General features: G+C 64.1%; 17 protein-coding genes. 11 read left to right on the top strand and 6 right to left on the bottom strand.

The annotated features are described in order from the left end of the window. Positions 1-29 precede the first annotated feature (29 nt). Positions 30-1,877 (bottom strand): ATP-binding protein, encoded by a 1,848-nt coding sequence (locus AB6809_RS30205; RefSeq protein WP_029968689.1) that lies wholly within the window; start codon positions 1,875-1,877, stop codon positions 30-32. Next, the gene (locus AB6809_RS30200; protein WP_006053222.1) at positions 1,847-2,389 is read right to left on the bottom strand and encodes a molybdopterin-dependent oxidoreductase; all 543 of its coding nucleotides are present in this window, start codon (positions 2,387-2,389) and stop codon (positions 1,847-1,849) included. Before AB6809_RS30200 ends, AB6809_RS30205 begins: the two co-directional genes overlap by 31 nt. 228 nt (positions 2,390-2,617) lie before the next feature. On the opposite strand from AB6809_RS30200, the gene AB6809_RS30195 reads away from it, so the two are divergent. Then, complete coding sequence (locus tag AB6809_RS30195; RefSeq protein ID WP_029968688.1) at positions 2,618-3,589, top strand: phosphoribosyltransferase; 972 nt, start codon at positions 2,618-2,620, stop codon at positions 3,587-3,589. A 12-nt stretch (positions 3,590-3,601) separates the two neighbouring features. On the opposite strand, the gene AB6809_RS30190 is transcribed toward AB6809_RS30195, so the two are convergent. Beyond that, the gene (locus AB6809_RS30190; protein ID WP_029968686.1) at positions 3,602-5,293 is read right to left on the bottom strand and encodes an ATP-dependent helicase; all 1,692 of its coding nucleotides are present in this window, start codon (positions 5,291-5,293) and stop codon (positions 3,602-3,604) included. Positions 5,294-5,448: 155 nt separating this feature from the next. On the opposite strand from AB6809_RS30190, the gene AB6809_RS30185 reads away from it, so the two are divergent. Further along, the gene (locus AB6809_RS30185) at positions 5,449-6,075 is read left to right on the top strand and encodes a glutathione S-transferase family protein (RefSeq protein WP_006053226.1); all 627 of its coding nucleotides are present in this window, start codon (positions 5,449-5,451) and stop codon (positions 6,073-6,075) included. A 102-nt stretch (positions 6,076-6,177) separates the two neighbouring features. Further along, on the top strand, positions 6,178-6,792 hold the full coding sequence (locus AB6809_RS30180) for a Fur family transcriptional regulator (RefSeq protein ID WP_006053227.1): 615 nt from the start codon (positions 6,178-6,180) through the stop codon (positions 6,790-6,792). Between the two features lie 116 nt (positions 6,793-6,908). Here AB6809_RS30180 and AB6809_RS30175 read toward each other — a convergent pair whose 3' ends face one another. Both AB6809_RS30175 and AB6809_RS30170 read right to left on the bottom strand, forming a co-directional pair. After that, positions 6,909-7,439 (bottom strand): response regulator, encoded by a 531-nt coding sequence (locus AB6809_RS30175; protein WP_029968684.1) that lies wholly within the window; start codon positions 7,437-7,439, stop codon positions 6,909-6,911. A gap of 352 nt (positions 7,440-7,791) precedes the next feature. After that, complete coding sequence (locus tag AB6809_RS30170; RefSeq protein ID WP_029968682.1) at positions 7,792-8,607, bottom strand: TetR/AcrR family transcriptional regulator; 816 nt, start codon at positions 8,605-8,607, stop codon at positions 7,792-7,794. 73 nt (positions 8,608-8,680) lie between these two features. Here AB6809_RS30170 and AB6809_RS30165 point away from each other — a divergent pair, with 73 nt between their 5' ends. The 3 genes from AB6809_RS30165 to AB6809_RS30155 all read left to right on the top strand — a co-directional run bounded on the left by AB6809_RS30165 (position 8,681) and on the right by AB6809_RS30155 (position 12,812). Further along, positions 8,681-10,252 carry an MDR family MFS transporter gene (locus AB6809_RS30165; RefSeq protein WP_029968681.1) on the top strand — a complete coding sequence of 524 codons (1,572 nt, stop codon included), beginning with the start codon at positions 8,681-8,683 and terminating at the stop codon, positions 10,250-10,252. A gap of 365 nt (positions 10,253-10,617) precedes the next feature. Then, positions 10,618-11,664 (top strand): hypothetical protein, encoded by a 1,047-nt coding sequence (locus tag AB6809_RS30160; RefSeq protein WP_029968679.1) that lies wholly within the window; start codon positions 10,618-10,620, stop codon positions 11,662-11,664. Between the two features lie 68 nt (positions 11,665-11,732). After that, entirely contained in the window at positions 11,733-12,812 is a 1,080-nt protein-coding gene (locus tag AB6809_RS30155; protein WP_029968677.1) for a TAXI family TRAP transporter solute-binding subunit, read from the top strand. Between the two features lie 40 nt (positions 12,813-12,852). Here the strand turns inward: AB6809_RS30155 and AB6809_RS30150 are convergent, their stop codons facing one another. Further along, the gene (locus AB6809_RS30150) at positions 12,853-14,295 is read right to left on the bottom strand and encodes a PLP-dependent aminotransferase family protein (protein ID WP_307259652.1); all 1,443 of its coding nucleotides are present in this window, start codon (positions 14,293-14,295) and stop codon (positions 12,853-12,855) included. Positions 14,296-14,410: 115 nt separating this feature from the next. Between AB6809_RS30150 and AB6809_RS30145 the strand changes: the two genes are divergently transcribed. The 5 genes from AB6809_RS30145 to AB6809_RS30125 all read left to right on the top strand — a co-directional run bounded on the left by AB6809_RS30145 (position 14,411) and on the right by AB6809_RS30125 (position 19,655). Beyond that, positions 14,411-15,298: a DMT family transporter gene (locus tag AB6809_RS30145; RefSeq protein ID WP_029968674.1), complete on the top strand. Its 888-nt coding sequence runs from the start codon at positions 14,411-14,413 to the stop codon at positions 15,296-15,298. A 136-nt stretch (positions 15,299-15,434) separates the two neighbouring features. After that, a complete protein-coding gene (locus AB6809_RS30140) occupies positions 15,435-16,010 on the top strand; it encodes a GNAT family N-acetyltransferase (protein WP_029968673.1) in 576 nt (191 codons plus the stop codon). A 38-nt stretch (positions 16,011-16,048) separates the two neighbouring features. Continuing rightward, positions 16,049-16,921 carry a MerR family transcriptional regulator gene (locus AB6809_RS30135; protein WP_029968671.1) on the top strand — a complete coding sequence of 291 codons (873 nt, stop codon included), beginning with the start codon at positions 16,049-16,051 and terminating at the stop codon, positions 16,919-16,921. A 172-nt stretch (positions 16,922-17,093) separates the two neighbouring features. Then, positions 17,094-18,695 carry an NAD(P)/FAD-dependent oxidoreductase gene (locus AB6809_RS30130; RefSeq protein WP_029968670.1) on the top strand — a complete coding sequence of 534 codons (1,602 nt, stop codon included), beginning with the start codon at positions 17,094-17,096 and terminating at the stop codon, positions 18,693-18,695. 51 nt (positions 18,696-18,746) lie between these two features. Next, positions 18,747-19,655 carry an SDR family oxidoreductase gene (locus tag AB6809_RS30125; protein ID WP_029968669.1) on the top strand — a complete coding sequence of 303 codons (909 nt, stop codon included), beginning with the start codon at positions 18,747-18,749 and terminating at the stop codon, positions 19,653-19,655. Positions 19,656-19,720: the final 65 nt, after the last annotated feature.

Raw genomic sequence — 19,720 nt, 5'->3', positions numbered from 1 at the left:
GCTTGCGGCCTAGGCTTAGGGGCGGCGCCTCACGCGGTATGCCGCGAAGCCAGCGCGCGCTGCAATGCGTTGCGCAGATCGCCGTAATGTACTGGCTTTAATAACGCTTCAAAGAACGGCTGCGCGCCGTTCCTCTGTTCCTCCTGTTGTTCGCCGGGCTCCGGCGCATAAGCGCTGACCACGATCACCGGCACGCCTGACGACGGCCCGCCGCGCGCGGCGAGATCCGCGAGTAGCGCGTAGCCGTCGCGCCCCGGCATATGCAGGTCGAGCAGCACGAGATCGCAGCGGCGCGCGTCGAGCCACGCGAGCGCATCGTCGGCGTTGGCGACGGCGTGCGCGTCGTAGCCCATGTGCGCGACCATCTCGCTGAGCGACTCGCGAATCAGCCGGTTGTCGTCGACGATCAGCACGCCTGGCCGCGCGTCGCCCGGCTCCGTTTGCGCCGCGGCGTCGCGCGAAGGCGCAGGCGCGACCGGCGTGACCGGAATCGTCACGGTGAAAGTCGTGCCCTCGCCCACCACGCTCGCGACTTCGACGGTGCCGCCAAAGAGCCGTACGAGTCCCTGCACGATAGTCAGGCCCATGCCCGCGCCTTCGAAGCGGCGCGTACGCGAGCCGTCCAGTTGCGTGAACTCCTCGAAAATCAGCGGGATTTGCGCCTGGGGAACGCCCGGCCCCGTGTCGCTGACCACGAAGCTCAATAGCGCCGGGCGCTGCATCAGCTTCACGCGCACCGTGCCGGTTTCCGTGTAGCGGATCGCGTTGGTCACCAGGTTGTTGACGATCTGACGAATGCGGTGCGGGTCGGAATCGACGAGACCCGTCACGCCGCTTGCCTCGCTTTCGAGCTTGAGGCCGCGCGAGGCCGCGGACATCGCATGTTCGTCGACGATCGACGCCAGCAACTCGCGCGGCTCGAAGTGCTCGTGACGCAGTTCGAGCTTGCCGGCGCCGAGTCGCGCGTAATCGGTTAGGTCCTTCATCTGCGCTTCGAGATGCCGCGCCGCGGTTTCGAGCCGCTGAATCACCTTGCGGTCCGCTTCGGAGTGATAGTTGAAGCCGAGCAGTTCGATCGACGACACGATCGCATGCAACGGCGTGCGCAGCTCGTGACTGATCATGCCGAGAAACGCGTCTTTCGCGAGACTCGCCTCGCGCGCGGCGCGGCTCGCCTGGTGCTCGGCCTGAAGCGCCGCGTGCTGCTGATGCATGAGACGCGTGCGGCGCCGGCCGTTGACCACGAGCAGCAACGTGGCCGCCGCGGACAGCAGCAGCAGGATCATGCCGCCGGCAAACAGCAGCCGCCGCTTGTCGATGAAGTCGCGGTTCATCGCTTCGCGGTCGGCGACATCGGCGAAACGGCGGCTCAGCGCGAGATCGTTGACCTCGTTCCAGTGCTGGCGCAATTGCGCGACGATGCGGTTGACGCCGCCCCGATCGGTCGGCAGTGCGGCGACGTCAGGCGCGAGACCGGCGAGCATGCGGTCGAGCGCGTGGATTTCATCCAGTTGCCGCTGCACCAGCGCGACCTGCGTGGTGAGCCGGCGCGTCGAGCCTTCCATCACATGCAACTTGGATTGCAGCAACTGATAGCGCAACGTGAGCCGCGGGTAATCGTCGTCGACGCCGGCCTGATACAACAGCAACTGGTTCTCGAAGCGCGCGTAGGCGATCTGCAACTGCGCCGCGTCCCAGTAGAAGCCGTCGTAAGAGCCCGTCAGCGACTCGGTCGTGTCGGGATTGAGCAGGTTCGCGTAGAGCAGATAGCCGATCGCGCCGGCGGGCGCCGCAAGCGCGGTGAGCCAGATCAGCACATAAAAAAACCGGCGCCCAGGACGGCGCTTTATTTGACGATGAGTGCCTTGATCTGCCATACGAATTTCGAATCGCCCGAGGCGCCCGCGAGTTCATCGGGGAACGCATCGCGCGGGTAGATGAGAAACAGCGGACCGAAGTCGCTGATTTTTAGACGCCGGCCGTTGATGCTGTACGCCAATACAACGCCGTAGCGGTCGCAATCTGAGACGGGCACCGTGTACGTATAGTCGTCGAGCGTGTGGATCTCGATCTGCGTGCCGTACGCGCCGACCGTCTTCAGAATATCCGCCAGCAGCGGTCCTGTGAAGCTCGAACGCGGTGTCCAGGTGGTCGAGGTGGTGATCGAACGAGCCGGCAGCGCCAGCAATTGCGCCTCGTCGAAGTGATAGGAACGGTGCGCGGCGTCGTTGGTCTTGCCGATTTTTCCCGTGACGTCGAGCGCGAGCGCCGTCGCGTCCGTCTGCGCCTGCACGCTCCATGCGGTCAGCGCGAGGATCAACCCCATTGCCCAGCGCACGCTCGCAGGCGCGCCGAATCCTCGTTGCACTGTTGCTGTCGCTTTGGTCATTTCTTTTTATCCGTAGCTGTTCTTTTGCGGCGCCGCCGCCCTCGCGGAACGCAGCGCCCCGGCTTGCCGTAGCGCGCATCACCCCGACGCGCGATTGCCGAACGGCATGCATAATATGTCAAAATTCTTTGCAGGAAAAAACGAAGGCTCGCCAAAGCGCCCTTCGCTAGCGCGTCGCGCCGCTGGGCGGGCGCCTTCTCACTCGCGTTAAGCGACTCAACGAGCGTTATGAACAAGCCGGTTTTGCCCCTCACGTACGAGCAACTCGATCACTGGATTGAATCGCTGCAACCCGCGTTGCTCGCCGAAGGTTTTGCGATGGCAATCGGCATTCTGCGCGGCGGTGCGCCGCTCGCGCTGATGGTTTCGCATTCGGCCGGCGCGCCGGTCGCGTTTCTGCGCTACGACCGCGCATCGCGCAAGGTCGCGTGGGACTCGACGCTGCCGATCCCGCCCGCCGGCTCCAAGGTGCTGTTGTGCGAGGACATTGCGGGGCGCGGTTTTACGCTCGTCGATTGCATCGCGTTCCTCGAGCAGCATGGCCTCGTCGTGAGGACGCTGACCGGCGCGGTCGACGACCTGAGCCGCACGCAGCCCGACTACGCGATCGACGCACGCGGCTACTTCGCGCTATTTCCGTGGGAGCGCCAGGCCTACACGCAGCGTTATCGCGACGACTGGGCGCGCGTTGAAGCCGGCGAAGCGCCCGCGATGGCGGACGACCATCACTACGCAACCTACGCAATCGACCTCGACGGCATTCTGCTTCCCGACGTGCCGCTCGCGCGCTACGACGAAGACCTCGCTGCCGCGCTGCTCGAACGCGACGCGCTGCTGCCCTTCGAGGTGCTGCCGGGCATCGACCTGCAACGCGTTCGCACGATCATCACCGGCCGGCCGGAAACGGACCGCGCGCGTACCGAGGCCTGGCTCGAGCGGCATGGCTTCGACCATATGCAACTGGTGATGCGCGTGCCCGGCACGCACGACGAAAGCCCGGCCGGCGCGGCCGCGCATAAGGCGTCGGCGGCGCTCGCGGGCGGCGTCACGCACTTTGTGGAAAGCGATCCGGTGCAGGCCTTGCTGATCGCGCAACAAGCGCCGCTGTTGCGCGTGATCTGGTGGGACGCGCACACGCGCAGCGGTGTGCTGGTCGCCGCGCGCGCGTGGCCCGCGCTTGCCCATGAACTCGCGCAATAGCTAGTGCGCGCGTCAGGCTTCGCGCGTCTCCCGTTCCTTGCCGTCCTTCGCGTCACGCAGATGCAGATGCCGCGCGGCACGCTGCGAAGCGACGATGATCAGCTTCATCGTTGCGCGCGTCGCGCCGACGAACAGCTTGCGCGCGATACGCTCATCGAATGTATCGAAGTCGACCTCAGTGAGAATCACGCACGGCGCCGCCTGACCCTTGAAGCGATAGATCGACTCGAACAGAACGTCCCCGTCACGATATTCCGGATTCCCAAACAAATCGTACTTGCCCGTGAAGCTGCGCAGCCGATGCGGGCCGAGATGATCCTGCGCGGTCATCGCGGAGCCCTCGCGTCCGCGAAACGACAGCACTGCGATGTCCTGCTTGCGAAAGCCGAGCGACAGCGCCTGCGTGATGGCGCGCTTGGTTGCCTCAATGGCGCCCTCCGCCGCGTTCGCTTCGTCGTAGACGGACAGCGAGATGTCGGAGCCGTCGAACGGACTGCCTGACGCCAGCGCCGCCGCGCTCGACACCGAGCCGCCGACTACCTCGCGCACGTAATCGAGAATGTCGCGCGGGCTGCGGTAGTTGGTGGTTTCCTTCAGCGTCGTCCAGCCGGGCAAGGCGACCGGTTCGCGCATGTACAGGTTCTGCAGCGGATCTTCGAGCCACCACCACGCGCCGCCGGGGCTCAGCAGACGTTCTAGCGCAGCGACCCACGGCTCCTGAAAGTCCTGCCCTTCATCCACGATCAGCACGTCGAATTGCCAGCGCGCGTCGATTGGAGTTTCGGCGAACATCGCTTCGAGCTGATCGAACACCTGGCCCGATTGAAAATCGGGCTGACGGCCCGCATCGCGCGCGATCCAGTCGCACAGTTGATGATAGTTCGCGACCTTCGCCTCGGGCGGCGCGACGCGCGCGATGTGATCGGCGAGCGGCCGGTTGAAGCACACATACAAAGGACGTTGGCCGCGCGCGACCGCGTCTTTCATCACCTGCACCGCGAGTTGCGTCTTGCCTGAGCCGGCCGTGCCGATCACGCGCAGCCGGAACGGCGAGAACTCGAGCCGCCGCGCCCACGTTGCAAGGCCGCCCGCGAGCCGCGTGACGAGCGTGCCCGCCTGACCGACGAGCGCGCTTGCGTCCGGCGTGAGCGCGAGTTCATCGGCGAGAAAGTGATGGATCTTCGACGCGCACGGAAGACGCGGCTCGTCGGCGGGCAGCGCTTCACGAATCACTGCGGCGAGGCGATCGCGCCGGGTTGCGTCGACGATCCGCGCGGGATTCACGCCCGCAATCGCCGCGTCCTTCACGATATGGTCCGGGCAATACAGCAGTTCTTCGATGAAATAGGTGCCCGCGCCGAATGCCGCGGTAAAACGCCGGTGCAAGCCTTCGATGGTATGCGCGAGCGCGATCGCCACGTTGCGCTCGGTTTGCAGATAGACCTTGACGAGCCCCTTCGGCGTTTCGCGCAGAAAGCCGGTTTTCTGCTCGACGATCATCACGCGTCCGGCGGGACTGACGACCACGAAATCGGCCTCGCCGAACACCGAGAAGTTCTGGTTCAGACGCGTCCAGTGCACGCCGTGATAGACGGTGTAGTTTTCAGGCAGCGCCTTTTCGAGCAGCGCAAGGGTTTCGCGTTCGCGCGCCGCCGCGCCGGTGGCGGCGAGGCTCTTCCAGTCGTCGGGGACAATGCGGGCCATGCGGTGCCTCGTCGTTTTGCGGTGCGCTCATTGTACGCAACGCATCATGCCGTGCGCGGCGCGCTCGCGTGCAAAGCATGCGCATCGTGTATCGTTACTGGTTGAACGCCGCGCGAGGCGCGGCTTGCCAACTGTCGACAAAAAAGGATGACCGGATGATTACGATCTGGGGACGCGCGAATTCAGTCAACGTGCAAAAAGTTTTGTGGTGCTGCGATGAACTGGTGCTGCCGTACGAGCGCATCGACGCGGGCCTGCAGTTCGGGCGCAACAACGAACCCGCCTACCTTTCGATGAACCCGACGGGCAAGATTCCCACGCTGGTCGACGACGACTTCGTGCTGTGGGAATCGAACTCGATCTTGCGCTATCTGGTGCTGCAATACGGCGCGGCGAGCCCGCTTTATCCTGACGAGCCGAAATTGCGCGCGAGCATCGACCGCTGGCTGGACTGGTCGCTGTCCACGCTGCAACCGGCGGAGCGGCCGGTGTTCTGGGCGCTCGTGCGCACGCCGCCGGAACAGCGCGACGCCGCGAAGCTCGCCGACGACGTGCGCAACGTCACCGCGCTGTGGCACCTGCTAGACACGCATCTGCAAGGACGCTTTTTCCTCGAGAGCGACAAGTTCACGCTCGCCGACATCGTGATCGGCGCGTACGCGAAGCGGTGGTTCGGGCTGGATGGCGTCGAGCGTCCGCCGCTGCCCAATCTCGAGCGGTGGTATTCGCGCATCGCCACGCGTTCGGGCTTCAAGAAATACGTCGACTTTCCGTTGACGTGAGCTTCGACCGCGTTGCCTCGGCCAGGTGGGAACGTCCAGGGCCGGACGGCGATGCTATTTGCGCCCCGGCAGCAATAGCGCGTTGGCCTTTATAATCGACGCATGAAGAACGCCAAGCCCGCCGCGAACGCCGCCCATTCCGCCAGTCCCGCGAAAACGGAGAAACCCGCCGCTTCCGCCGACGCGCATGCTCATACGCACGCGCCGGCGCATACGCATGGCGAGTCACCCGAAGCGGCGCTCGCCCTTGCCGAGGAATATTGTCGCGAACGCGGGGAAAAGCTCACGCCGCTTCGCCGCAAAGTGCTCGAATTGCTGCTCAATTCGGGCCGCGCGACTAAAGCGTATTCGCTGCTCGACGAAATGCGCCAGATTCATCCGGGCTCGGCGCCGCCCACGGTTTATCGCGCGCTGGACTTTTTGCTCTCGGCGGGGCTCGTGCATCGCATCGAGTCCATCAACGCATTCACGGTCTGCCACGACCTGACGCAATGCCAGCACGGCATTCTCGTGGTCTGCCAGCAATGCGGCAACGTGACGGAACTGCATCAGCCGAAACTGCGCCAGGCGCTTATCGAGCAGATCGAAGACGCGGGTTACCGCGTCGCCAGCGACGAAATCGAATTGAAGGGATTGTGTTCCGCCTGCCAGGCCGCAGAGGCCGCCGCAGCGGTTTCTTCAAAGGCGGGAGCAACGGCGCCCGTCGCCGCGAAATAACGGCGGTTTGACTGTAACGGCGGCGCAAAGCGGTATCGGCTTCGCGCCGCATTTCGCGGCGTTTGGAGCGCCGCCGGCCAGGGCGGCGTGCCAGGGCGGCGTGTTAATTCACCTACTCAACGCGCCGCACGCGCGCCAATCGCGTCGTGCAGCAGCGTCACCAGATCTTCCGGCAACGCAGGTTTCGTCATGAAATGCTGGAAACCCTCGCCGATACTTCGCAGACGGTAAGCGTCATCCGTATGGCCGGTCAAGGCAACCGCCACCGACGGCGCATGATCTCCGCGAATCTCGTGATCACGCAGACGCTGGATCAGGTAGAAGCCGTCCATGGCGGGAAGTTCGAGGTCGCATACAACCGCGTCGGGCAGCAGCCGGACGGCCGCTTCGACGCCCTCTTCGGCATCCGCCACTGCAACGACGTTTGCCCCTTCCGCTTCGAGTAGCAGGGTCAGCGACTCCCGGCTGTCCGGGTCGTCTTCTACGAGCACGATCGTGGCCTGATCGAGTCTCAATGCTCCGTTCATCTTCTGTTGTTGCTCTAAAAATCCGGTTAGGCCGTCAGGCTTGGCCAACGTGTCGCCCTGCTGACTATGCTGGTTTTGCTGCTTGCCGCCGTTTTGTGCGGCCGCGATGTTGCTGTTCATGGTTCCGACTCGATTTCAGGTGCCGAGTTGCAGGAAAGCGCACGATTGTAAACAAGGGTCCCTGCAACGCGCGCACCATAACGCGCCAAAATTGCACGCCAATGAAAAAACGGCTCCCGGAGTCCTTGCGAGGACAACCGGTGCCGGCACCCGATTCCCCCGGCAGCGCATGCGATGCTCCGCACGTAGCTCGCCGCCGCGGCTTCTTTTCGTCTTTCCGCAGATTTTTGTGCGACGCCCGCAGCCCCGTTGCGCAGCGTTCGCGTTCATCCCATCGGTAGCACGTTATGTGCCGCGCATCGGTGCAACGTAACGTGCGCGAACCGGTTGCGCGTTATGGTTTTTAATCAGCTCACTGAGCTTTCTTCGGACCAATCCCCTGGGTGAGCAGCGCGACCGCGTGGCGCGCGATTTCTTCGCCGCCGACCTGGCGGCGCTTCGGATCGTTGCGCCACAGCTTCGACGTGGCGAGCGGCAAGACCGTCAGCCCGAGCAATGTGACGAACATCAACGACGGTTCAAGCGCCGCATTGAGAAGCCCCTCTTTCTGCCATCGTTCGATGGCGGAAAGCGACATCTTCTGATTTGCGTCGCCGAAACGCTCGTGCATGCGCTGCCGCAACAAACCGCTGTCGCTGATGACTTCGCGCACCCATAACGACGGAAACCACGGATGCTCCACCGCCCCCCGCACCATCCGCTGCGCAAGCTGCGTGATGGCCGCGACGGGATCGTCGGCATGCTCCTGGAATGGCACGCCGAGACCCGCGCGCAACGGTCCGATACGTTCGTCGATCAGCACGTCGAGCAACTGCTCGCGCGTCTTGAAGTAGTAATGCATCATCGCCGGCGTGAAACCGGCCTCGCGGGCAATCTCGCCGAGCGTCGTATCGACGATGCCCTGGCGCGCGAACAGCTCGAGCGCCGCGTCGAGCAGACGGTCGCGCTGCTGAGCTCCGCGCGCCGCGCCCGAAGGCCGGCCAGGCCGTCGCGCGGCAACGTCTTGCGGCGCGGCTGCCGGCGCTGCTTCCGGCACTGCCTTTCTAACAGCACCGCCTGCGACGCCCGCACCGCGCGTCGCGCTCTTGCGCACCCTGGCCGCGCCCGCGCTACTCGCGCCCGCCTTCCCACCGCTCATCTTCTTGCCCACCGACGAAGTCCTTTTCATTGCTGTCGTGTTTGACGCGCGACCGGATGTCGCATATATTAATTTCTGCATTAATTAATTTCAATACGCCCCCATGCAAGAGTCCACTATCACACAACCCGAGCGCGTGCTGAACGCTGAGCCGCACGCCGGTTCGCGGCAAGACAGGCAGGCGGAAAATCAGGCGGACGCGCAAGCCGCCGGCCATCCGCCGATTCGCCTGCTGTTCCCCGCGCTGCTGCTCGTCATGCTGCTTGCGGCGCTCGACCAGACCATCGTGTCGACGGCGTTGCCGACCATCGTCGGCGAATTGGGCGGGCTCAATAATCTGTCGTGGGTCGTGACGGCTTACCTGCTCAGCTCGACTATCGTCGTGCCGCTCTACGGCAAGCTCGGCGATCTGTTCGGCCGCAAGATTGTGCTGCAAACCGCCATCGGACTCTTTCTCGTGGGCTCCGCGTTGTGCGGCATCGCTCAGGACATGACGCAGCTCATCGTGTTGCGCGCGTTGCAAGGACTCGGCGGCGGCGGCCTGCTCGTCGTGACGATGGCCGCTATCGCAGATGTGATTCCGCCGGCCGAGCGCGGCCGCTATCAAGGCGTGTTCGGCGGCGTGTTCGGTCTTGCAACCGTGGTCGGGCCGTTGCTCGGCGGCTTTCTCGTCGAACACCTCACATGGCGCTGGATTTTCTACATCAACCTGCCGCTCGGCATTGTTGCGCTCGCCGTGATCGGCGCCGTGTTCAAGCCGCACGTGCGCCACGTCAAGCACACCATCGACTACATGGGCGCCGCGTTTCTCGCGGGCGCGCTGACCTGCATCATCCTGTTCACGAGCGAGGGCGGCACGACGTTGCCGTGGTCGTCGCCGGAACTCTGGTTCACGCTCGGGATGGGGCTCGTCGCGATCTGGGGTTTCATCCACGAGGAGCGCACCGCCGTCGAACCGATCATGCCGCTCGAACTGTTCAGGCAGCGCACGTTCGTCGTGAGCAGTCTGATCGGTTTTATCGTCGGCGTGTCGATGTTCGGCGCCGTCACGTTCCTGCCGCTTTATCTGCAAGTGGTGAAGAACTCCACGCCGACAGAAGCCGGCATGCAAATGCTGCCGATGATGGGCGGCCTCTTCGTCATGTCGATGATCACTGGCCGCACGATCAGCAAAATTGGCCGTTATCGCATGTTCCCGATTGCCGGCACGCTGCTGGTCTCAGTCGCGATGTTATTGCTCGCGCGCCTGCAGATCGACACGCCGATTCATGTGATGTATCTCGACATGGGCATTCTCGGTTGCGGCCTCGGCATGGTGATGCAGGTGCTGATCCTCGCCGTGCAAAACACGGTCGAATTCAGGCATGTGGGCGTGGCCACATCGGGCGCGACGTTGTTTCGTTCGATCGGCGGCTCGGTCGGAGTCGCCGCGTTCGGCGCCGTGTTTTCGAACGGCCTTGCCGCGCGGCTCGAGAAGCGGATCCCACCGGACACCCAATTGCCTCACGCGCTCGGACCCGCGGCGATTCACCAGTTGCCCGACGCATTGCGCGCCGACTATCTGCAGGCATTCGCAGGCGCGCTGCATATGGTGTATCTGTCAGCGGCGTGCGTGGTGCTGCTTGCGTTCGCATGCGCGTGGCTGCTGAAAGATCATCCGCTGCGCAAGCAGTAAGTAATCGCATTGCGCTTCTTCTCTGTCGGTCGCTTCATGCCAACGTTAGTTGCAAGCGCCCGAAATTCATCTTCGAGCGGCGCGCCAATAGCATAAAAAAAGCGGCGCGCGCTCGTCTTCCTCACATGCACGATCATTCGTCCTACCTGGTAATGTGCGGTAGCGCACATAACATAGGGTCGATCGTCCATTGACGCGCGTCTCGAAACGCCACATATTGAAAACGACGGCATGCAACGTTCTCTTCGTGCATGCCCGGACTCTCTGGCGCATGTAGATCGTGGTTTCCGCGGACGCCGACCCCGCCTCAAACGCGATCGGGAGCATGCCGTAACGGCATTGTTTTCCACAGGTGGAGCCATAGCATGTCCACTCAAACCTTAGCTGGCCATCAATTTCCGACGCCCTGCAACCGATGTGGCGGCGCCCTCTACCGGCAACTCGAACACTGCCCGTATTGCGGCGCTTTTCATCCGCTCGATGACGACGCGTCTACCCGCAACGCGTTGCATGAAAGCAGGCCGAAAACGTTGAATACACTGAACATGTCGACGTTGCACGACAGCTTCACCGTGCCGACATTCAGCGAGCCCGACTTCCCTGGCGGCGCACTACATGCCGGATTGAATTTCGCGCCGGTGGCCAGTCTTCAAACGGCGCCTTCGCCGCTCGTCGCGCCGGATACTTCGTTGCTGCCCGTCACCGAAACCGGCGAGGTGGTGCAGCGCGCCGGTCTGCGTGTGCGGCACGTGGTGGTGGCGAGCGTGGCCGTTGTCGCCGCGGGCCTGGCGTATGTCGGCTATGCGCTATTGAGCGAGAGCCGCGACCTGCATGGCAACGGCGACCAGGCCTTGGAATCCGCGCAGGATGCGAGGACAGCGACGGGCACCATCGCGCGATACTCGCCGGATCAGGCGGCCAACACGGGTGTTGGCGCCGTGCCTGGCAAACCGATCAGCGCCGGCGCCATACGAAGCACCACGGAGGCGTTGCCGGCCGCCGTGCCGATCGCGATACCTTCAACGAAACCGGCCACGCCGCAATTCCGCGATGCCGGCCAGGCGTTGCAGGCAGCGCGGACCGCATTCGCCGCGAACGATCTCAGCGCGGCGCAAGCCGCTCTCGCCGCGGTGCAATTGCTGCAACCGGACAGCATCGAGGCGCAGACCCTCGCCGCGCGACTGAAGCCGTTGACGGCGCGCCGCGACGCTGCATTGCTCGCCGCGCAAATGTGCGCCGATCAGCAGTCGTGGCCCTGCGCGCGCGAGCATTCAGACGAGGCGCTCGCGCTGGACAGCGGCAGCGACGCCGCGAAAACGATCCTCGAGCGCGTGATCCGCGAAACCGGCTGGGCGCCGCTCAACTCGCAGACGACGTCCAGTGCAAAAACCGTCCGTCAGACTACCAACTAATCAAACAGATATTTCGGATGCCGAATCGAACGGACGAGGTTGTGCCAACTGACCGATAGGTGCGAACCATGCTACATAAACTTTTGACGGGATGGCTCGGAGCGGCGTTGCTCCTCGCATCTTCGCTGATCAGTGCCGAACCCGCGCACTACAAGATCGTCACCGGCCCCGAACGGGGCACGTATATCCAGATCGGTCAGGACCTGTCGAAATGGGTCGCGCAACCCGTGGGCATCGACCTCGCCGTGGTCGCGTCCAAGGGCTCGGCCGAGAACGTGCAGCGCATGCGCTATGAGCCGGGGGTCAAGCTCGCACTCGTGCAGTCCGACGTGTATCAGGCGTACATCGACATGGCCAACTCCGGCAATCCCGATGCCGGTACGGCGATTCGTCCGCTGCGTCTCATCATGCCGCTTTATGACGAAGAGATAAACGTCGTGGTGCGCGCGGATTCGCCGCTCAAAACGCTAAGCGACATCAAGGACAAAACCATCAGCGTCGGCCTGCTCGGCAGCGGCACTGCGCAGTCGGCGACCACGCTGTATCGCCTGATGTTCGGCCAGGCGATTCCCGAACAGGACGTCCAGCATCTGAGCAACGAGGACGCACTCGCCGCGCTGATCGTGAAAAAAGTGGACGTCGCAATCATCGTCGTCGGGCAGCCCGCGAAACTGTTCAACGACATGAACCCGGAACTGTTGCAGCAAATCCGTCTGCTAAAGGCCGATTCCGCCGCGCCGGAAACGACCCGCGCGAAGCAGACCTATTTCCCGGCGACGATCCGCGCAACCAGCTATCCGAACTGGCTGAAGGAAGACGTCCCGACGCTGACGGTCAAGGCTTTCCTCGTCACTTACGACTACGGCTTGCGCGATACCGTCGGCAACCTGAATCACTTTGCCGACTCGCTGTGCGCGAACTTCGATAACCTGCAGGAACACGGGCATCCGAAGTGGAAACAGGTGAAGCTCGAGTTGCCGACGCTCGTACGCGGCTGGAAGTATTACCCGCCGGTCGAGAAGCATCTGCGCGCGTGCCTCGCCAACAGAACCGCGAGCGTCAACGCGGCGGCTGCCGCCGCGCAGGTCGCGCAAAAACCGCGCAGCACGTGTACGAACCAGGAGCGGTTGCTTTTGCTGTGCAAATGAATTGAATTGGGGGCGAGCAAACAGGCGCCCTCATGCACCGTCACGCCCGCTCGCGCTCGCCGCGCGTGGCCGCGCTTTCCATCGCCCGCTGTAAGGTTTCATACACTTTCGGCCGATTGCATTGCGATACGTTGAAGCGCAAATAGCCGCCAGCCGACTGCGAGACGCTAAACACATTGCCCGGCGCGAACACGACATTGGCGCCTAACGCATGACGCGCGACGTCGGCGGCGTCGAGCGAATCGGGCAGACGCGCCCAGACGAACATGCCCGCGCGCGGCCGCGTCCACACCTCCAGGCCGGCGTAGCCGAGGCGGCGCATGGTCTCGCCCATCGCATCCGCGAGCTTCGCGCGCATCGACTCGAGATGACGCCGGTACGTCCCATCCACCAGCAATCGATGCACGACGCTCGCCGTAAGCTGCCCGTTGCCAAACGTCGTGGCGAGCTTCAGGTCGATCAGCGGCTCGATCCACTCGCCGCGCGCAGCGATATAACCGCAGCGCGCCGCCGCCGAAAGCGTTTTCGAAAAGCTGCCGATCGACACCACGCGCGTGAGCCCGTCGAAGGCCGCGAGACGCGGCGCGGCTTCGTCTTCGAAGTCGGCGAAGATATCGTCCTCCACCACGATCAGATCGTGCTCGCCCGCGAGCTTGAGCAGCCGATGCGCGATCGCCGGCGCGAGCGTGGCGCCGGTCGGATTATGAATCGCGGAATTGGTCACATAAAGCCGCGGACGGTGCGTAATCAGCGCCCGCTCGAAGGCCGCGAGATCCGGCCCGGACGGCGTGTAAGGCACGCCGACGATACGCGCGCGATGCGCCCGCAGCAGCGCCTGAAAGTTGAAGTAACACGGGTCGTCGATCAACACTGTGTCGCCCGGTTCGAGCAAAAAGCGGCACACGAGGTCGAGCGCATGCGTGCCGCCGTCGGTCAGCACGATCTGCTCGGGCGGCGCGTCGACGCCGTGCTGCGCGAGCCGCCACGCGAGTTGCTGACGCAACGCGGGCAGACCGTACGGATTCGCGTAATCGGCGAGCGGCGACTGCGGATCGCGCGCTATCGCTCGCAACGCGCGGCGCACGCCGTCCTCGGGCAGCCACGACGCCGGCATCCAGCCGCAACCCGGCTTGAGCACCTTTGAGTCCGATTGCAACGACTGGCGCGTGAGCCACAGCGGATCGACCTCGCGATCGAGACGCGGCCCGAGATCGGCGAGCGCGAGCGGCGGCGCGTGGCCCGACACGAAAAATCCCGAGCCGCGCCGCGCGACGATCACGCCTTCGGCAACGAGCCGGTCATAGGCCTCGACCACCGTCGACTTCGACACGCCGAGCGCGTCCGTCATCACGCGGATCGACGGCACGCGTGCGCCTGGCATCAGCGAGCGGCTGGCAATGCGTTCACGCAGATTGTCCATGACGATGCCAACCCGCGTGCCTTGCGGCTTTTCGCCGTTGGCGTTCTGTCCACTATCGCCCATCTGTACTGCTCCTTCGTCGGTACAGTTTGCATGAATTGTACTGATCCGTAGCTTAACGTTTTCATGCCGGGAGCGGATGCTATAGGCTTCATTTCATTGCGCACGGACTTTTCGAATGGACAAGACGACGAACGGCTGGCTGAGCGGGTTCATAGGCGTGTTGATCTTCAGCGGCTCGCTGCCGGCCACCCGCATTGCCGTGCAAGGGCTCGACCCTGTGTTTCTGACGGTCGCGCGCGCAACCATTGCAGGCACGCTCGGTCTCGCGCTGCTGCTCCTCTTTCGCGAGGCGCGTCCCGCGCGCCGCGACGTGATTCCGCTCGTGGTCGTCGCCCTCGGCGTCGTGGTCGGCTTTCCGCTCTTGACCGCGCTCGCGCTGCGCCACGTCAGCTCGGCGCATGCAATCGTATTCGTCGGACTGCTGCCGCTTGCCACCGCGATCTTCGGCGTGCTGCGCGGCGGCGAGCGTCCGCAAGCGGCGTTCTGGCTGTTTTCCGCGCTCGGCAGCGGCGCAGTGGTCGCGTTCGCGATGCGCCACGGCATCGACGCGTCTCCGGTAGGCGATGCACTGATGCTCGCGGCGATCGTCGCGTGCGGGCTCGGTTATGCGGAAGGCGCGCGGCTATCGCGGCACCTCGGCGGCTGGCAGGTCATTTCGTGGGCGCTGGTGCTGTCGCTTCCGCTGATGCTTCCGCTTGCTTGGTGGACCCGGCCCGCGTCGTTCGAGGGCGTCAGCCATGCGGCGCTGTGGGGCCTCGCGTACGTGTCGCTGTTCAGCATGCTGATCGGCTTCGTGTTCTGGTATCGCGGCCTCGCGCTTGGCGGCATCGCGGGAGTCGGCCAACTGCAATTGCTGCAGCCGTTCTTCGGACTGCTGCTCGCGGGGCTTCTGCTGCATGAACAGGTGCCGCCCTCGATGATCGCCGTGACCGTCGCGGTGGTCGCGTGCGTGGCCGGCGCGCGGCGCTTTTCGAAGGCGCCGCCTGCACGGCGCACGGCGTGAGCCGCGCGGTGTTCGCGTACTACGATTTTTGAACGGCTTTGAATTTGGCGGCGCGGCGGGCATAGTAAAACGTATCGTCGGAAGAACCGGCACGACAGACCGTAAGCGCTATGCAAGGCCGCTCCTGGAATACGTTATGAGTACAACCCTCCCCGCCTCCGCTTCGGCATCGGCATCGAGCGCCCCATTGATCCGCGACGCGACAGAAGCCGATCTGCCCGCGATTCAGGCCATTTACGCGCACCATGTGTTGACCGGCGTCGCGTCGTTCGAGGAAGTCCCGCCTTCGGTCGACGAACTGCGCACGCGTCTCGCGTCCGTGCGCAACCACGGCTTGCCGTACATGGTCGCCGAGATCGACGGCGAAGTTGCGGGCTATTGCTACGCGACGCCGTACCGCCCGCGCGCCGCGTATCGCAACACCATCGAAGATTCGATCTACGTGAGCGACGCCTATCGCGGACGCGGCCTCGGCCGCGTTCTGCTGCAGGCGCTGATCGAACGATGCGAAGCCGGACCGTGGCGCCAGATGGTTGCCGTCATCGCGGACGGCGGCAGCGGCGGCTCGCTGTCGCTGCATCAGCAACTGGGTTTTGAGCTGACCGGCACGTTGAAGGCAGTCGGTTTCAAACATGGCCGCTGGCTCGACAGCACGTTGATGCAAAGGACGTTGGGCGCGGGCGCCACGACGCCACCCGATCAGCAAGCGTAGCCGGTTCGCCTTCCGCGCAGCGCGGTAAAATCGCGGGCATGCCAAAACCGCCTCCGTCACCCGCGCCCGACGCCTCGCAACAGCCCGCCAACATGCCCGCGAGTGCCGCGCCGCGCAACGAATACACCGTCGACGAACTCGCGCGCGTGAGCGACACGACCGTGCGCAACGTGCGCGCGTATCAGGACCGCGGGCTTCTCGCGCCGCCTGAGAAGCGCGGCCGGGTCGGCGTGTACGACGACACGCATGTGTCGCGTTTGAAGCTCATCAATCATCTGCTCGCGCGCGGCTACACGCTCGCGAACATCCAGGATCTGATCAAGGCCGTCGACGAAGGACACGATCTTCGCTCGATTCTCGGCCTCGAAACCGCGATCGGCGGACGCTGGTCGCGCGAGCATCCGCGGAAATATTCGTTGATCGAGTTGCTGCAGATGTTCGGCGACAAGGCTTCGCCGGCTGCGCTCGCGAAGGCGGTCGATCTCGGCCTGCTCGAACGCGACGGCCTCTCGTTCGTGTCGGCGAGCCCCACTGCGCTCGCAGCCGGGGCGACGCTCGCGAAAGAAGGCATTCCGCTCGCCGATCTGCTCGAGGCCGTCGGCGCCGCGCGTCCGCATTTCAGCGTGGTCGCGAAGGCGCTGGTGGATCTGGTCGTGCGTCAACTCGACCGCTACGATCCCGACGCGCTTCCGCCGCCCGCCGACGTGCCCGCGCTCGTCGACGCCATCTGGCGCGTGCGGCCGCTCGCGATGGTGCTCGTCGAAAGCGAGATGAACCGCGCGCTGGAAGAAGCGTCAGGCGATTATCTCGGCGATCGCGTCGCCGCGATCATGGCGAAGAAACTCGGTGAATCCGGCGCGAAGCCGAGCATCGCGCGCCCGACGGGCACAAAGAAAACGCGCAAACAGTAAGTCAGCCGATGCGCGAGCTTTGCGCCGCAACGACCATCGCGTCATTGCGCCACCGCCGTTTCACCACTTCCTAGAGTCGGGCGTCTAGCCGCCCTCTTGCATCGTCCGTCTCGACCTCCTATCGTTACATCACTCAATGTAACAGTTATGAGCGTAAAAGGGAGACGACGGGATGAACGCACGAATGCCCCACGACGCCGCGGCGGACCACCCGTCCGCGCCTGCCGAGACCGACATCGCCATTATCGGGACGGGTTTCGCGGGCCTCGGCATGGCAATCCGCTTGCGGCAATCGGGCTTGACCGATTTTCTCGTCGCCGAAAAAGCCGATTCCGTCGGCGGCACATGGCGCGACAACCACTACCCCGGCTGTGCATGCGACGTGCAATCGCACGTGTACTCCTTTTCGTTCGCGCCGAATCCTCGCTGGTCGCGCATGTTCGCGCGGCAACCGGAAATCCGCGCGTACCTGGACGACTGTGTGCGGCGCTTTGGAGTCGAGCGTCATCTGCGTTTCGGCCATGAACTGACGAGCGCCATCTACGACGACACACGCCGCCGCTGGCATCTGCGCTTTGCCAACGGACAGCAGTGGTCGGCGCGCGTGCTGATTTCGGCGATGGGCGGACTTTCGCGCGCGGCCATGCCGAACATTCCCGGCATCGAGACGTTCAAGGGCCGCGCGTTTCACTCGCAGCACTGGGACCACGGCTACCCGCTCGAAGGCAAACGCGTCGCCGTGATCGGCACGGGCGCAAGCGCGATCCAGTTCGTGCCGCAAATCGCGCCGCGCGTCGCGCATCTCGATCTGTTTCAGCGCACGCCGCCGTGGATCATGCCGAAGGCCGACCGCGCCGTGCGGCCCATCGAGCAGTGGCTTTTCAAACATCTGCCGTTCACGCAGAAGGTCATGCGCTCGGCGCTGTACTGCATGCTCGAATCGCGTGCGCTGGGGTTCGCGGTTCATCCGTCGCTGATGAAGACCGCGCAGAAAGTCGCCGAGCGGCATTTACGCCGCCAGGTGCGCGACCCGCAATTACGCGCGACGCTCACGCCGGATTACACGATGGGCTGCAAGCGCATCCTCATTTCGAACGACTACTTCCCCGCCCTGTCGCGAGCAAATGTGTCGGTGACGACGAGCGCGATTGAGCGCATCGACGAAGACGCCGTCATCACGAGCGACGGCGTGCGTCATCCGGCCGACTGCCTGATCTTCGGCACCGGTTTTCAGGTCGCCGATCCGTTTGCCCGAGGCGTGGTGCGCGGACGCGGCGGCGTCGACATCGTCGATACATGGAGAGACGGCGCGCATGCGTACCTGGGTACGACATTGCCTGGCTATCCGAATTTTTTCATGATCGTGGGTCCGAACACCGGCCTCGGTCACAACTCGATGGTGTTCATGATCGAGTCGCAGGTCGAATACATTCTGCGTGCGTTGAAGGCGATGCAGAACGAAGGCGCAGCGGCGATCGAGGTGCGTCCGCAAGTGGAGCGCGCGTACAACGAACAGATCCAGCAGAAGCTCGGCCGCGCGATCTGGTCGACGGGCGGCTGCAAGAGCTGGTATCTGGACCCGAGAACCGGGAAGAACACGACCCTGTGGCCTGGGTTCGCCTACAAGTTCCGCCGGGCCACCAGCACGTTCAGCATGGCCGATTACTTCGCCTATTCGCCCGCGCCTCAGAGCGTGAACGTGAGCGCACCTGCCGCTGCAACGCAAAGCGCGCATGTGCAAGGCACGGCATCGGCATCGGCGGAAGCGACCTGAAAACACGCAATAACGACAACGCACCTTCAGAGAGGACAGGAGATAAAACCAATGAAGCACTTCACCGACAAGGTCGCCGCGATCACCGGCGCGGGTTCGGGCATGGGCCGCTCGCTTGCGATTCGCCTCGCGCGCGAAGGTTGCCACCTCGCCCTCGCCGACCGCAACGCGACGAGCCTCGAGGAGACCGCTCGACTCGCACAGGCCGCAGCACCGCATATCGTGGGCGCGCCGCTTCTCATCACGACGGCCGTATTCGATGTGTCGGATCGCAACGCGATGTTCGCGTGGGCGGCGCAAACGGCTGCTGAGCATGGGCGCGTCAATCTGGTGTTCAACAACGCGGGCGTCGCGTTGTCGAGCACGATTGAAGGGATGGAGTACGCGGACCTCGAATGGATCGTCGGCATCAACTTCTGGGGTGTCGTGCACGGCACGAAGGCGTTTCTGCCTTATTTAAAGACTTCGGGCGAAGGTCACATCGTCAATACGTCGAGCGTGTTCGGTCTCTTTTCGCAACCCGGCATGAGCGGCTACAACGCGACCAAGTTCGCGGTGCGTGGCTTCACCGAAGCGCTGCGCCAGGAACTCGACCTGATGAAATGCGGCGTGTCGGCGACGTGTGTGCATCCGGGCGGCATCCGCACCAGCATCGCGCAGTCGAGCCGCATTGCGCCGAATATGATCGGCTTCATGGTGGAAAACGAACAGCAAGGCAAGGACGACTTCGAGAAGTTCTTTATCACCACCGCCGACGAAGCCGCGCGCGTGATTCTGGACGGCGTGCGCAGGAACAAACGGCGTGTGCTGATCGGCCGCGATGCACGCGCCGCCGACTGGCTCGCGCGCACGCTGCCCGCCGCCTATCAGGCACTCGTCGTGCTGCAAACGCGGCGCATGAAGCGCATCGCGGAGAAACGCGCACGGCGCGCGTCGCAGCTCGCCGGCAGGCGCGCATGATGCAATGCGCCGCTCGGGAATCGCAAAGCGTCATGAGGAATCACGAGGAATCACACGCATTCAAG

This window comes from Paraburkholderia sp. RCC_158 (assembly GCF_041355255.1).
Lineage (GTDB): Bacteria > Pseudomonadota > Gammaproteobacteria > Burkholderiales > Burkholderiaceae > Paraburkholderia > Paraburkholderia graminis.
Note: the sequence above shows the minus strand (reverse complement) of the source record. Positions and strands in the feature narration are given on the sequence as shown.